This is a genomic window from Haloferax sp. Atlit-6N (genome assembly GCF_003383195.1).
In the GTDB taxonomy this organism is placed as follows: Archaea; Halobacteriota; Halobacteria; order Halobacteriales; family Haloferacaceae; genus Haloferax; species Haloferax gibbonsii.
The window spans coordinates 369,715-383,656 of record NZ_QEQJ01000004.1; the positions used below are offsets into that span (position 1 = coordinate 369,715).

A 13,942-nucleotide genomic window follows, 5' to 3' on the forward strand; every position below is an offset into this window, starting at 1 on the left:
CTCTACACCAACTCTTGGAAGACGAACAGGCCTGTACGCGTGGTTATTCACTCATCTTCCATTCACAGACCTTGTTCGAACGTTCCGTCACAGGCCATTTCACTCGACAAGCGATCTCGTCAACACTCGTGTTCTTCGGAACGTCGAAGTAGAGGACACCATTCGTCGTTTCTCCGGGGGCAAGCTCACGCGAGCCACGGAAGTATGGCATCTCGACCGGTTCACGCAGTCCACGTGCGAACCCACGGTTCGAATTTGAATCGACAAATCCGTTCCCTTCGACTTCGAACCAGTCTTTGTCAGGTTCTGAGATAGTCGAATCCGTCGGGTTCCACGCAGTTATCTCGAAGACAGCGAACGAACGCCTGTCGAGAGAGTGGTTTTCGAAGCCACTTCCGTTTTCGTCGACCCAGACCGTATCACTGACTGTCGGTTTGCTCACCCGAAGTTTGACACCATTCGGTAGCTCGTGAGAGCTTCCAAACTGTGCCTTCGTGGGAACGACGTGAGTCGTTTTCTCGAACGCCGGAGGCACTGCAATCGTTACGTCTTGAACCCCTTTTGCTGGGACCGTTCTTTCGATTGTCACCGTCTCACCAGGCTCAACTGTGGTATCAAGTACGCCGCCCGGTGCATTCGGCTCGGTGCTCCGTGCGACAGAGAACCGCTGGTTGAACAATCCAGCACTCCCACCGGTGTTCGTCACCGACACCGAGAACTCTATTGGGTCACCGTTAACGTGTTCTTCGGGGACATCGAGAGACGTGAGTTCCACATCTGGAAGCGAACTCGGGTCGACCGTTCCCTCCCAATACGCTTCCAAAGTCGACGACTGTGAATCGGAGAGCGAAATACGGAAATCCGTCGAGTCAGCCGGGACCTCGAAGAAAACCCAGCCCAACGCGGTGACGTTAGGATGCGCGTCTTCGGCTGTTTCGTAAAGTGTCCCACCGAGCGGGAACGACAGCGTCGGTTCACCACCCGGTTTCCCCTTCGGTTTGAGAGGCCGGTACTGGCTCCCACCGGTGATAAGTGCCAGAGAGTCACGGGAAGGGAGGTTGACGACCGACTCGCCTGTATTCGCTGACCGGACGTCAGCTAAGATCAAAGCGTTACCCGGCTCTGGGCTGATTGTGGTTCCATCGTCCAGCCGCGCTGCGCCGCTGAACCGAGCGGATGCAACCACAATGGTGGCACCATTGGACCGTGAGTACGACTCTCCGACCGAACGTTGTACTGGTCCACTCGCCTCAGGAGTTGGTGTCGCTTCCGTCCTAGACGATGCAGCGGACGAGTCAGTCTTCGTCGTACAACCAGCAGTCGATGCGAGTGCGAGCGAGGTGAGGAACGTTCGACGGTGCATAAACCGGGATGGTCCCGGTTTATGACTTAAACCTTCGCGCCGAAGCGACCTACTCGAACACGTCGAACACTTCCACTGCCTTGTACTCTTGACCCCACTCGGCCCCAGTCACTTCTTCGATGAGGCCGGCGTCTTCGAGATTATCGATGACGTTGTAGGCAGTTCCACGTGACACGTCGAGTTCCCGGACGATGTCGTTCGCCGTGAAGTACGGAACTTCGAGTAATTTGCGGGCGAATCTGTCTGTCGACGTGTTCCCCGCGTAGTCCGTCTCGTATTTCGATTGCAGTTCTTTGAGTGCCCACGTCCGGTCGTACGACTCTTCGGCCTGCGACCGAAGTGCTTCGAGGAAGAAGCCGATCCACTCGACCCACTCGCCCTGCTCACTCACGGCGCGCATCTTCTCGACGTACTCGACCTTGTTTCGGTTGAAGTAGGCACTCGGATAGATGTACGGACTCTCGATGTAGCCTTGGTCGACCAGATAGAGGATGATGACGAGTCGGCCGAGACGCCCGTTCCCGTCTGAAAACGGGTGAACCGTCTCGAAGAAGTAGTGGATAATCGCGGCGTCGACGAGTGGGTGGTACTCACCATTCATCCCAACGTACTCGACGAGTGAGGACATGAGGTCATCGAGAGACGATGCCGATGGAGGGATGAACGGGTCTTTGGCTGGGTTCGGACTGTTGAGCCGGACCATGTGGTCGCGGAACTCTCCGACGACGTCGCCCTCGTTACGCACGTCGTCGAGGAGCATCTCGTGGAGGTGTTTGAGCAGGTCGAGCGTGATTTCGCCACCGCCACCGACGTGGTCGATGCCGTACAGGAGCGCCTCCTCGTAGTTCAGGGCCTCACGCAAGTCCTTGCTTTGTGCCTCTGCATCGGCGCTGTCTTCGTGTTTCGTGTGGAATGCGGCGACGTCCTGGTAGTCGACTTCTGCACCCTCGATTCGGGCGGACTCGACTGCCTCGATTCGGATGAGCGTCGTGTACAGGACGGCCGCGAAGTCGACTGTCGAACTGATGCCGTCGACACGACCAATCTGGTAGGCTGCGTCGGCGACGAGGTCGTGTGTCTCGTCGGGGAGTTCGATTTTGGGCTCTGGCGGAAGCGGGTCTGGCGAGTAATACGGACGCGGATGATACTCGACGTACTTCCCCGGTGCCTCCTTCGGGAGCTTCTTCCTCCGCATTTCTACGCAGTACATGGGGTACCCATGTATAACTATTCATATACCAATTGAACAAGATCGGGATGAAGCCCGGTATGTACAGAGCAACCCGGGAAATTTGAAATAACAGTCGTTGATATCGGCCCTTGTAAAACTATCATTTAAACCACTAAACAAACAAACGTGTTCGAGTCACCCGTCGTCGACTAACAAGGAGACGATTTGACAACGAACCGTTCTGGCTGGGAGACAACTACCAACGTTCAGATTTCGAACGAAATGAATCCAAAAATGCGACCTGTCGGTCACGTTGAAAATGCGCCGTGCAGTCCCTCATTCGCCTGAAATCTAGACCCCGTTCGTCCACCGAACGAAAGCCCGTTGGGTCCGTACAGTTCTGGAACGCTTTAGAACCAAAGAGCGAGCGCTGTAGCCACCGATTTAGCATTTTCACCACCAACCGGTTTCGTCACGCACCATGACGAACTCTCCCAGCACGTCCTGCTCGGCGTCGGCGCAGTCGTGGGGTTGACCCTGTTCGCGTGGTTGCCATGGCTTCCGCGCCGGGTTCGGAGCGGGTTCGCGTCGATCGGCTTGATGACGTGTTCGGCCCTGCTCGTCTATTTTTCGGGGGGATACATCGAGGCGCACTTCCACTTCTTCGTCATCGTGGGCGTCCTCGCGGTGTACGAGGACTGGCTCCCGTTCGTCGTGGGCATCCTGTACGTCGCCGTCCAGCACGGCATCTTCGGCATGGCGCACCCCGAGGCGGTGTACAACCACCCGGACGCCATCGCCAACCCGATGGGCTGGGGGCTCGTCCACGCGGTGTTCATCCTCATGCTCGCGTCGGCGTTAGTCACGAACTGGTTTTCCGTCGAGCGTTCTCGGGAGGAGACCAGAAAGAAGATGCAGAGCCTCGAAGACAGCGAGGAGGCGAAGGCCGAAGTCGAGCGCCTAAACGAGCAGTTGGTGGTGCAGGCCGACGAACTCGCCGCGGCCATGGACGCGGTCTCGGAAGGGGATTTCACCGCGAACCCGCCCGAGAACACCGATATCGAGGCTATCGAAGCCATCAGCGACGCGTTTGTGGCGATGAAGCGCGACCTCTCATCGACCATCGTCGACCTCCGGGCGTTCGCGGCGACCGTCGAGCGGACGACGCGGTCGGCCCACGACGACGCGGAGACGCTCGAACGGACGCAACGACAGCTCGCGGCCGACGTGCGGGCGTTCGCCACAGACGTACGCGAACAGGCCCACGACCTCGAATCCACGACCGACGAACTGAGCAGCCTGTCGGCGACAATCGAGGAAATCGCCGCGAACGCCGACCAGGTCTCAGACGAAGCCAGTAACGCGGCGACGGCCGCCGACGAGGGCACGGGAACCGCGGCGGCGGCCATCGAGGCGATAGAGAACATCGAGCAGAGCGTCGACGAACTCGCGTCGCTCGTCGAATCGCTGGACGACCGGATGGACGACGTCTCGAAGAGCACCGACCTCATCGAGTCGATCGCCGAGCAGACGAACACGCTCGCGCTCAACGCGAACATCGAGGCCGCCCGCGCTTCGGACGGAAGCGAGGGGTTCGCCGTCGTCGCGAACGAGGTGAAGTCCCTCGCCGACGAGACGCAGAACCACTCGGCGGCCATCGAGCGGACGATAACCGAGACGGTCGAGGACGTGGCGCGCGTGCAGGCGGAGATGAAACAGACGAAGGCGCAACTCGAAACCGGGCGGTCGACGACGACCGACGCCGCCGAGGCGTTCGTGGCGGTCTCGGAAATCGTCGAAAGCGTCGACATGTCGGTCAACGAGGTCGCCACGGCGACCGACGACGGCGCGCGGACGACCGAGGAAGTTGTCGACGCGATTATCGGCATCGCCGACCACTCGCGGGACATCGCAGAACAGAGCGACGCGCTGGCGAGCCAAGCCGAGTCCAGAGCGGCGACGATTTCGGAGATTCGAGCGCAACTCGACGACCTCAGGGGCCAGACCGGCGGCCTGCAAGAGCAGCTCGAAACGTTCGACTGCGAGGTTCCGTCCGGCGGCTGAGCCGGGTCGGGTCGGGCCGGGTCCGGTCGAGTCGGGACCGACGAACGACTGCCGACTCGCGTCTGCAGTCGCTCGGGGAGCGAATGCGAGAACGCGAGCAAAAAAGTCAGCCGGCGGCGGCGGTCGCATCCGCCGCGGGAACCGATTCCGCGCCTCAGCCGAGGGCGGGCGTCGCGGTTATTCGAGGTCGAAGCGGTCGTGGCTCATGATCTTGTGCCACGTCTCGACGAAGTCCTCGACGAACTCCGCTTCGCCGTCGTCGCCGCCGTACACTTCCGCGATGGCGCGCAGGCGGGAGTTCGAACCGAAGACGAGGTCGAAGCGAGTGGCCTCCCACTCGACGTCGCCCGTCTCGCGGTCGCGCACCTCGTACAGATACTGGTCGTCCGAGACCGGCTCCCACTCGTAGTCCATGTCGAGCAGGTTCACGAAGAAGTCGTTCGTGAGCGTCTCGGGCTCGTCGGTGAGGACGCCGAGGTCGGAGTCCTGGTAGTTCGCGCCCAGCGCGCGCATGCCGCCGACGAGGACGGTCATCTCGTGCGCCGAGAGGTCGAGCAGGTCCGCCTTGTCGACGAGCAGGTCCTCGGGGCGCTCGTCGGCGTCGTCCGCGATGTAGTTCCGGAAGCCGTCGGCGTCGGGCTTGAGCATCTCGAACGACTCGACGTCGGTCTGTTCCTGCGACGCGTCGGTCCGACCGGGCTCGAACGGCACTTCGACGTCGTAGCCGGCGTCGACCGCGGCCTGCTCGATGGCCGCAGCGCCACCCAGCACGATGAGGTCCGCGAGCGAGACGCGAGTGTCGTCGGACTGCGCGCCGTTGAAGGACTCCTGAATCCCTTCGAGGGTGCCGAGCACGTCGTCGAGCTGGTCGGGCTCGTTGACGTCCCAGCTACGCTGGGGTTCGAGCCGGATGCGCGCGCCGTTCGCGCCGCCGCGCTTGTCGCTGTCGCGGTACGTGGACGCCGAGGCCCACGCCGTCTTGACCAGCTGAGACACCGAGAGGCCCGAGTCGAGAAGTTCGGCTTTGAGTTCCTCGACGTCGTCCTCGTCGATGAGGTCGTAGTCGGCGTCGGGGATTGGGTCCTGCCACAGCATCGCTTCGTCCGGGACCTCGGGGCCGACGAGTCGGGACGGCGGGCCCATGTCGCGGTGGAGGAGCTTGTACCACGCCTTGGCGAACGACTCCTGGAACTCCGCGGGGTCCTCTTGGAACTCCTCGAGCACCGCGCGGAAGTCGGGGTCCTTCTTCAGGGCGATGTCGGTGGTGAGCATCATCGGGTCGACGAGCTGGTCGGGGAGGTGAGCGTCGGGCGCCGCGTCCGGAATCTTGTCCGCGGGCGACTCGTCGGCCGGCCGCCACTGCCACGCGCCGCCGGGGCCCTTGTGAGCCTCCCACTCGTAGTCGAGCAGGTTGTCGACGTAGCCCATGTCCCACTTCGTGGGGGCCTGCGTCCACGGCCCTTCGATGCCGCTTGTGATGGTGTCGGGGCCCTTCCCGGAGCCGAACTCGTTCTTCCAGCCGAGACCCTGTTCCTCGATGGGTGCCGCCTCGGGCTCGGCTTCGAGGTTGTCGCCGGAGTCCGCGCCGTGGACCTTCCCGAAGGTGTGGCCGCCGGCGATGAGCGCGACGGTCTCCTTGTCGTTCATCGCCATGCCGCTGAACGTCTGGCGGATGTTCTTCGCGGAGCCTTCGAGGTCGGGTTCGCCGTTGGGACCCTCGGGGTTGACGTAGATGAGGCCCATCACGGTGTTTCCGAGCGGCTCTTTGAGGTTACCCTCCTCGTCGAAGCGGTCGGGAGACGTCGTCTCCCACTCCTCTTCGGGGCCCCAACTGGGTGCCTTGTCGCCGACGTAGTCGTCGGCGCGGCCACCCGCGAAGCCGAACGTCTCGAAGCCCATCGATTCGAGGGCCACGTTGCCGGCGAGGACGATGAGGTCGCCCCACGAGAGCTGGTTCCCGTACTTCTTTTTGACGGGCCAGAGGAGTCGGCGCGCCTTGTCGAGGTTCACGTTGTCAGGCCAACTGCTGATCGGAGGGAGGCGCTGGTGCCCGCCGGAGGCGCCGCCGCGGCCGTCGTGCGCGCGGTACGTTCCGGCGCTGTGCCACGCCATTCGGATGAAGAGGGGACCGTAGTGACCGTAGTCCGCCGGCCACCAGTCCTGCGAGGAGGTCATCAGCTCTTCGAGGTCGGCTTTCACCTGCTCGTAGTCGAGCTTCTGGAACTCCTCTGCGTAGTCGAACTCCTCGCCCACCGGGTCGGTCTGTTGTGCGTTCTGGTCGAGGATTTCGAGTTTCAACTGGTTCGGCCACCAGTCATGGTCGGAGCCATTCATACGCCAACGGTTACCGCTTTTGGGTGATAAAATTGACTGATTTTGAATTAACTCTTGGTTATAGCCAAAGCAATCTTTTTACTTTATGAATAATTCTCCGGAGGGCTCGCGTTTGGCACGTAGTCTATCAGTAAAACACATCTAGCAAACGGTGTGACAAGTTGTGGACTCGACGCGTCCGCCTCCGGCCGCCCGCCCGCCGAAACGGAGGTGAAAGCGGGTGGGTGGTCGGAAGCGGCCGGTTTCGGGTCCTCGAAAGGAGTCCAACCGCACTGAGGTACCCACATCTCACTCGGATAATCAAAAATACTTACCACGTGAATTTGTGTGGCATTGAAGAATATCGCCGCTGTATTCGCATGCACCATGGAAGATGGAGCAACGGCACTCTCGTTTGACACGCAACTTGCGGCTATTCAACACGTCGAACGGCGTCTACTGCTTCTCACGCTTCTCAGAGCGGGGCCCGACAGCACCGCGTTCGACGCTGACCACACACCTCCGGGAACCGACGTGCGGGAACTAAAACTACAGATGTACCACGTGCACCTCCCGAAGCTCGAACGGATGGGCCTCATCGAGCCGAACGGGAACTGGTACGACATCCGCAGAGGTCCGCGCTTCGACGATATCGAACCGCTGTTGCGCGTCATCGACGACCACCGAAAGAAACTGCCGGGCGACGTACTGTAGGCGTCGTCGAGCGAACCGACGTGCGAACGAACGGCAGCGCCGCTAGCGGATTACTCCGAGTCGCGGCCGAGCAATCCTTGGGACAGCAACCGACGCGAGATGACGATGAGTCCGTTCTGGAATCCACTGCCGAAAATCGCGTGTTCTTCGCCGGTGGCGGGAACGATGGTGCTGACGAGAATCGACGAGCGGTCGACGAGTAAGAGCCGGCCGATAGCGAGGTTCTCGGCGGTGTTCTCGCCGCGGAGCCATTCGAGACCGGAGACGAACGTCGTCGCGCTCGGGACGGCCGCCCGCACCTGCTGTCGCAGGGATTCGGTCGCCGCCCCGATGATCACGTCCACATCCTCGGCTCGGACGTTCAGGTCATCGGCGAACCGGTCGGTCAGAAGCGAGTCGTCGCCGAGGACGAGTACGATTTCGTCGTCCGCGTCGTCGATGAGCTTGTGCGTCCGGTTCGCGATGGCCTCGGCCCCGGACATCGCCCAGATTTCCTGAACCGAGCCCTGTTCGCCCGAGTCGATTCTGTCGGTCCGCTCCAGCGCGTTCGTGAGCCGGTCGATTCGGTTTTGATACTGCGCACGGAGCGTCTCGGTCGCCTCCGCGAGCGGAACGGCCCGGAACCGCTGCGGACTCGAGTGCTGGACTTCGACGAGCCCCTGTGCCTCCAGCACGCGAACGGCGTCGTACACGCGAGTCCGCGGTACGTCGGTAATCTCGCTGAGTTGCTTCGCCGTGCCCGTCGAGACCCGAGTGAGACCGACGAAACACTTTGCCTCGTACTCTTTGAGTCCGAGTTGCTGAAGTACGTCGATAGCGTCCTCTTGTGGATCTCCCGTGCTCATATGTCTCAACCGAACTCCGAGGCGTCCCGTCTCCTCACGAACGCTTGTATCGGCGAACGGATAACAATTGTTACTTTTCGAGTGAATACGTTTCGTCAAGGTTAGCCAACTGAGTTAATTCGGGGTTAAAACCGTGTTTTCACGGTGGGTCTGAACACGGTGTTGTTATGTTCTTAGTGACACGGTAACTTTCCATAGTTTTCGTACGTTACGCGCGGATAATCGACACGTAATGAATTCACTCAGATAATCACAAACAACTATACGGCGCCGGGACGAATCGCGACTGCGGCACACAGTGGAGTACTGTGTCCCAACCACAACTGACACGTGCCGCCTCAGCCACTCGTCGTGGCTGAGTTTCGCAGACATCGAGGCACCCATTATGAGTACTGATTCGGGCGACGACTTCCGTTCTGTCGCAATCGAACAATTGAAACAACTCGGCCTCAGCACGTACGCCGCACGGACCTTCGTCGCACTCACCAGCCTCGGTACCGGCACGGCAACGGAGATTAGCAAGGTCTCCGAAGTCCCACGAACTCGGGTGTACGACGCGGTCGACGAGTTACGCGAGCGGGGACTCGTCGACATCCAACAGTCCTCACCGAAGAAGTTCTGGGTGGTATCCGCGGAGACGACGTGCCAGAAGTTCGAACAGGAGATGAGACAGCGGACCTCCCTTCTGACGACGGCGCTTCAGGAACTCGGAACTACCCAGCGCAAGCAGGAACAGCGTGGCGTCTGGACGGTTGAAGGCCAGCCTGCCGTCACGGACCGTGTCCTCGAATTTATCGGCGGCGCGGAGGACGAAATCGTCTACATGACCGTCGAGGGACTGCTCACCGAGGACATCGTCGAGGCGCTGGGGGAGGCGGCACGCCGGGGCGTCTCGATTCGGGTGGCGGGAATCTCGCCGGACGTTCAGGGGATGATTCGCGACGAAATCCCCGACGCGGAGCTGTTCGACACGCTCTGGATGTGGTCGGACACGCCCGCGGGACGCCTCATGATGGTCGACGGGAATCAAACGCTCGCGAGCGTGCTCGTCAACGGCAGGGACGCGACTCCGTCCGACCCTCGCTCGGAGACGGCGATTTGGGGTGTGGGCGAGACGAACAGCCTCGTCGCGGTGCTCCGTGCGATATTCACGTGGCGGCTCGAAAACGCTGACCCCGCCGACTGAGGCGGACGGCTCCGGAGCCGTGGGCGACTCGAAACACGGGGATAGAAGCCTTCGAAGCCTGGGACTCCTTACTGCGACCCGTTACAATCGGCCGACGACTGTCGAGAAAAACGCTCGCGCGAGTCGCCCCGAGCGCGGCGCGAGCGGCGCGGAATGCCATCGGGGCGGGTCCGGCAACCTACTGCCGTAGTGGACGCGGCGGCGCGACCGCGGTCGTCGCCACCGCGCCCATCGCCACGACAGGGTCGACGATGGGTATCGGAACGTCGGCCCGCACGTCGGGAATCGCGCCCGAAGAGGAGATGCCGGTACAGCTCGGCGCGACGACGTCGCAGCCGGCGTCGACGAGGCGGTCGACCGCCGCACGAATCGCCGCCCGACCCTCGTCGGTCGTGAGGTAGTTCGTCGTCGCCGCGCCCTCGACGACCTCCTCGGCCGCGAGCCGGTCGCCGAGCAGATGTCGGATGCTCGACCCGGCCCCGTTTTCGAGGCCGAGCGTCCCGACGCGCTCGCCGCGGGCGGACGCGACGGCGGCCACGCTCGCGCCCGCGCCGACGACCGGGACGTCGAGCGCGTCGCCGAGCGCCTCCACGCCGGGGTCGAGCGCGCAGCTGACGCAGAGCGCGTCGACCTCGGTCGCCATCTCGCGGCCGAGCGCCTCGATGTGCGGGAGGGCGTCGGCCTCGGCGGCCGCGTTCGGAATCCCGTCGGGGTGGGCGGGGATACACCGCGACAGCGTCGAGACGTGCGGGTAGTGTCGCTCGACGAGCCGCCCGTGGAGGGCGACCTCCTCGGGGTCGTCGAGCGTGAGCACGCGGAGGACGCCGAGTTCGACCATCAGACAGCACCTCCGGTGTTCCGGTCGGCGTCCGTGCCGGCGTCCGTATCCGCCGGTTCGTCGATACCGCGGGCCTCGAAGAACCCCTGCTGGCGGAGCGCGTCGAGCAGTTCGCCCTCGCGGCGGTTCATGAAGCCGTTCGGCCCCCAGTAGCGTTCGAGCGTCTCCTGCCACTCGCGGCGGTCGTCGCCGTAGACGCTGTCGCCGTACATCTCGTTCATCGCGTCGTAACAGGCGTCGAGCTGGTCGTCGGTGGCGTCGCGGTAGCCGCCCTCGTGGAGGACCGCGTCGAGCGGGACCCGCGGGGCGTGCTCGGTCGCCTCGCCGTGGCTCGGGACGCCGAGACAGAGGCCGAAAATCGGCAGGACCCCCGAGGGGAGGTCGGTCGTCGCGGCGACCGCGGTGAGGTTGTTCAGGATGTTGCCGATGGGACAGACGCCGTAACCGCGGCTTTCTGCGGCCAGCATCACGCCCATCGCGGCCAGCGAGGCGTCTATCGCTCCCTCCAGCAGCCCCATCGCGGGCGTCGTCCGGAACTCGCGGTCGCGGTGCTCCAACAGCAGTCGAATCCGGCGGAGGTCGATGCAGACGAGGAGGAAGTGGCTCGCCTCCTCGACCTGCACGGTGCCGCGGCTACACAGCTCGTGAATCCGCTCGCGGCGGTCGGGGTCGCGTATCCAGACGAAGCTGTACATCTGGGTCGTCCCGCTGGTCGGGGCCTTCCGCCCGGCGTCGACCAGCGCGCGGACCTCGTCGTCGGGGATTTCGGCGTCGGTGTCGAACTGGCGGACCGTCGCGCGACGCGCCAGCCACGGGGCGAGGTCCGGCACGTCGGCGACCGCCGCGGCGAGCGCGGGCCGGTCTGTGCGGCTCGTGCGGTCCGTGCCGGCGCGGTCACCGCCTGCGGGCGTGCGGTCGCTCACACGAGCACCTCGCCGTCGGCGACGACGACCTCGCCGTCGAGCGAGACCGTCGGTTCGAGGATGACGCCGTCGAGGTGCGAGTCGCAGTCGATGGTCCCGCCGAAGCCGAGGTTGTCGCCGAAGGCGACGTGGCAGGTGCCGTACACCTTCTCGTCTTCGAGGACGGTTCCGATGATGCTCGCCGCCGGGTTCGTCCCGAGGCCGAGTTCGCACACTCGCCGGGCGCAGTCGTCGCCGCTCGTCGCGTCGAGGAACTCGTCGGCGGCCGCGCCCTCGACGGCCGTGATGCGCCCCTCGTCGAGTTCGACCGTCAGCGGCTCGTCGAGGACGCCGACGCCCGCGAGGCCGCCGTCGAAGACGAGCGTGCCGGTCGCCGTTCCCTCGACCGGCGCGATGTAGCTCTCGCCGGACGGGAGGTTACCGGAGTCGCCGGAGTCGGCGATGATGCCGTCGCTCGGGATGCCGTCGCGGCCCGAAAGCGACATCGTCGCCGACGCGCCGCCGGCCTCGATGCGGGCCTCGTCGGCCGCGGTGAGCTTCTCCGTGAGCGCCGCCGTCAGGCGTTCGACCTCCTCGTAGTCGGCCGTAATCGCGCCCGCGCCGAACATCTGGTCCGTGATGCCGGGCATCGTGGCGACGCGCGCGCCGGCCTCGGTCGCGGCCTCCCGCGCCCGCGTGTGCGTCAGCGACGCGCTGGTCGGACAGACCACGATGTCGGCCGACTCCATCGCGCGGGCGACCGACTCGGGCGGCTCCATCCCGTTTCGCTCCATCGGCGGAATCTCGAACAGGCCGGACTCCAGCCCGAGTTCGACCCCCGCATCGAACAGCGCCCGTCCGATGTGGTTCGTGTCGGTGTCGGTCACGACGAGGAGCGTCTCCCCGGGATGGGCGTTCATGTTCTCGGCGAGGAGTCGCTTCGCCACGGCGCGGTGGTCGGCCACGTCAGAGCACCTCCTCCGCGGTCTTCGCCAGCACCGACCGCCCGAGCAGGACGCTCGTGTCCGTAATCTCGCGGACAGTCGCTTTCATCTCGGGCGTGTAGCCCATGCAGTCCATCACGATGAGGTCGGCGTCGGTGCCGATTTCGGCGGCGGCCGCGGACACCTCGTCCTCGTCGGCGTACGGCGACCCCGCGGCGGTGACGAGGTCGTAGTCGGCCCACTTCTCGAACGTCATGGCCTCCTGTTCCTCCTTGGGCATGATGACGCCGAGGGTCCCGCCGTCGAGGATGGTCGAGACCCACGCCGAAAGCAGGTCGCTCGGCTCGAAGACGGGCACGCTGGCGTCGAACGGCGGGAAGTGGCCCGTACAGAGGACGCCGATGGCCGTGACCTCCGATTCGAGGGCGCGGATGCGTTCGCGGAGGAGTTCGACGACCGACTCGCGGTCGACGGTGACGGGCGTCCCGTCGGCGAGTCGGGAGACGTACACCGGCTCTCCCTCTCGCGGGCCGACCGCCGCTTCGACCTCGGCCGCCGAGTCGAACCGGTCGAGCGCGCCGACCTCGACGATGTCCACCTCGGGCGGGAGCGCCGCCGCGATGTCGGGCGTCACGTCGCTCCGGGGTGCCTGTCCGATGGTCACGAGTCCGAGCGTCGACATCTCAGACGCCCTCGCCGAGGGTCTGGAGACGGCCCATCGAGCCGTACAGCGACGTGAGTCGGTCGTACTCGGTCTCGTCGTAGAACGACGCGCGGCCGCGGGTGAAGTCCTTGGCCGTCTCGACGACGAACCCGGTCGCGTCGAGCAGGTCGGTGAGGTAGTTCGCGCCGGTCCCGCAGCCGGGGACGGGCGAGACGCTCGTCGTCGCCACGCCCACGACGGGCGCGTCGGTCGCCGTCGCCGGCTGGAGGATGCTGTTGATGTGGTGGACGTCGTTGCCGTAGGGGGTGATGTCCTGCATCGTGAGCGTGAGCGTGCTCGGCGGGCGGCCGGTCGACCGCTCTTGGATGTCGAGGAGGCTGTCGCTCACCTTCAGCACCCACCCCTCTTTGACGGTCGGCGTGATGGCGAAGCCGCGCTCGCAGTGGACGCGGTTGCCCTTCGTGGCGTCGACGGAGACGACGGCGTCCATCTCCTCGTCCACCTCGTGTTCGTTCATGGTGCTCGTATCGACCGGACTGCCCATGAAGGGCACCGGGTCGTGGGGGGAGGTCGGCGCGTCGGGACAGACGTGCGTGGCGATGCGAACGTCGCCGGCGAGCACGTCGCCGCGGGCGCGCATCTCGCCGAGGTGGAGCGCGACCGCGAGGGCCACGATGGCCCCGTCGGCGTCGGAGACCGGTCCGAGTTCGGCCGGCCGGGCGGCGACCCCGCCGAGGCGACCGATGACGCCGAGCGTCGGCGCGTCCGGGTCGGCCCCGGGGACGACCGTCTTGACGAAGTCGGTCGACCCCTCGTCGGTCGAGATGGTCGTCACTTCCGTGTCGAGACCGTACGTTTCGAGTGCGTCGCGTACCAGTTCGCCGTCCGCGTCGGGACGGCTGAGGATGTCGTATGCTTGCTGAATCTTGTCGAACATG

Annotated in this window: 12 protein-coding genes; 3 read left to right on the plus strand and 9 right to left on the minus strand. The window is 64.2% G+C overall.

Annotated elements, in window-relative coordinates; all coding sequences use genetic code 11:
- Positions 1–43 precede the first annotated feature (43 nt).
- Positions 44–1,186: a hypothetical protein gene (locus DEQ92_RS15890; protein ID WP_233510397.1), complete on the minus strand. Its 1,143-nt coding sequence runs from the start codon at positions 1,184–1,186 to the stop codon at positions 44–46.
- Positions 1,187–1,412: 226 nt separating this feature from the next.
- Positions 1,413–2,558 carry a Fic family protein gene (locus DEQ92_RS15895; protein WP_115805392.1) on the minus strand — a complete coding sequence of 382 codons (1,146 nt, stop codon included), beginning with the start codon at positions 2,556–2,558 and terminating at the stop codon, positions 1,413–1,415.
- Positions 2,559–3,134: 576 nt separating this feature from the next.
- On the opposite strand from DEQ92_RS15895, the gene DEQ92_RS15900 reads away from it, so the two are divergent.
- Positions 3,135–4,598 (plus strand): methyl-accepting chemotaxis protein, encoded by a 1,464-nt coding sequence (locus DEQ92_RS15900; protein ID WP_233510399.1) that lies wholly within the window; start codon positions 3,135–3,137, stop codon positions 4,596–4,598.
- Between the two features lie 177 nt (positions 4,599–4,775).
- Here DEQ92_RS15900 and katG read toward each other — a convergent pair whose 3' ends face one another.
- Positions 4,776–6,932, minus strand: coding sequence for a catalase/peroxidase HPI (katG, locus tag DEQ92_RS15905; protein WP_004976488.1), 2,157 nt, complete (start codon positions 6,930–6,932; stop codon positions 4,776–4,778).
- Between the two features lie 327 nt (positions 6,933–7,259).
- On the opposite strand from katG, the gene DEQ92_RS23250 reads away from it, so the two are divergent.
- Positions 7,260–7,625 (plus strand): hypothetical protein, encoded by a 366-nt coding sequence (locus tag DEQ92_RS23250; RefSeq protein ID WP_147299500.1) that lies wholly within the window; start codon positions 7,260–7,262, stop codon positions 7,623–7,625.
- Positions 7,626–7,675: 50 nt separating this feature from the next.
- Here DEQ92_RS23250 and DEQ92_RS15910 read toward each other — a convergent pair whose 3' ends face one another.
- Complete coding sequence (locus DEQ92_RS15910; protein ID WP_115821112.1) at positions 7,676–8,470, minus strand: TrmB family transcriptional regulator; 795 nt, start codon at positions 8,468–8,470, stop codon at positions 7,676–7,678.
- A 385-nt stretch (positions 8,471–8,855) separates the two neighbouring features.
- Between DEQ92_RS15910 and DEQ92_RS15915 the strand changes: the two genes are divergently transcribed.
- Positions 8,856–9,656, plus strand: coding sequence for a TrmB family transcriptional regulator (locus tag DEQ92_RS15915; protein WP_008096652.1), 801 nt, complete (start codon positions 8,856–8,858; stop codon positions 9,654–9,656).
- 178 nt (positions 9,657–9,834) lie between these two features.
- Here DEQ92_RS15915 and DEQ92_RS15920 read toward each other — a convergent pair whose 3' ends face one another.
- Genes DEQ92_RS15920 through DEQ92_RS15940 form a run of 5 tightly spaced genes read right to left on the minus strand, consistent with a single transcriptional unit; the run spans position 9,835 to position 13,941 of the window.
- A complete protein-coding gene (locus DEQ92_RS15920; protein ID WP_115821113.1) occupies positions 9,835–10,494 on the minus strand; it encodes an aspartate/glutamate racemase family protein in 660 nt (219 codons plus the stop codon).
- Positions 10,494–11,417 carry a nitroreductase family protein gene (locus tag DEQ92_RS15925; RefSeq protein WP_115805395.1) on the minus strand — a complete coding sequence of 308 codons (924 nt, stop codon included), beginning with the start codon at positions 11,415–11,417 and terminating at the stop codon, positions 10,494–10,496. Before DEQ92_RS15925 ends, DEQ92_RS15920 begins: the two co-directional genes overlap by 1 nt.
- Positions 11,414–12,361 (minus strand): aminopeptidase, encoded by a 948-nt coding sequence (locus DEQ92_RS15930; protein WP_115805396.1) that lies wholly within the window; start codon positions 12,359–12,361, stop codon positions 11,414–11,416. Before DEQ92_RS15930 ends, DEQ92_RS15925 begins: the two co-directional genes overlap by 4 nt.
- 1 nt (position 12,362) lies before the next feature.
- Positions 12,363–13,022 (minus strand): AroM family protein, encoded by a 660-nt coding sequence (locus DEQ92_RS15935; protein ID WP_115805397.1) that lies wholly within the window; start codon positions 13,020–13,022, stop codon positions 12,363–12,365.
- Position 13,023: 1 nt separating this feature from the next.
- Positions 13,024–13,941 (minus strand): DUF1177 domain-containing protein, encoded by a 918-nt coding sequence (locus tag DEQ92_RS15940; protein ID WP_004976497.1) that lies wholly within the window; start codon positions 13,939–13,941, stop codon positions 13,024–13,026.
- Between the last annotated feature and the right edge of the window lies 1 nt (position 13,942).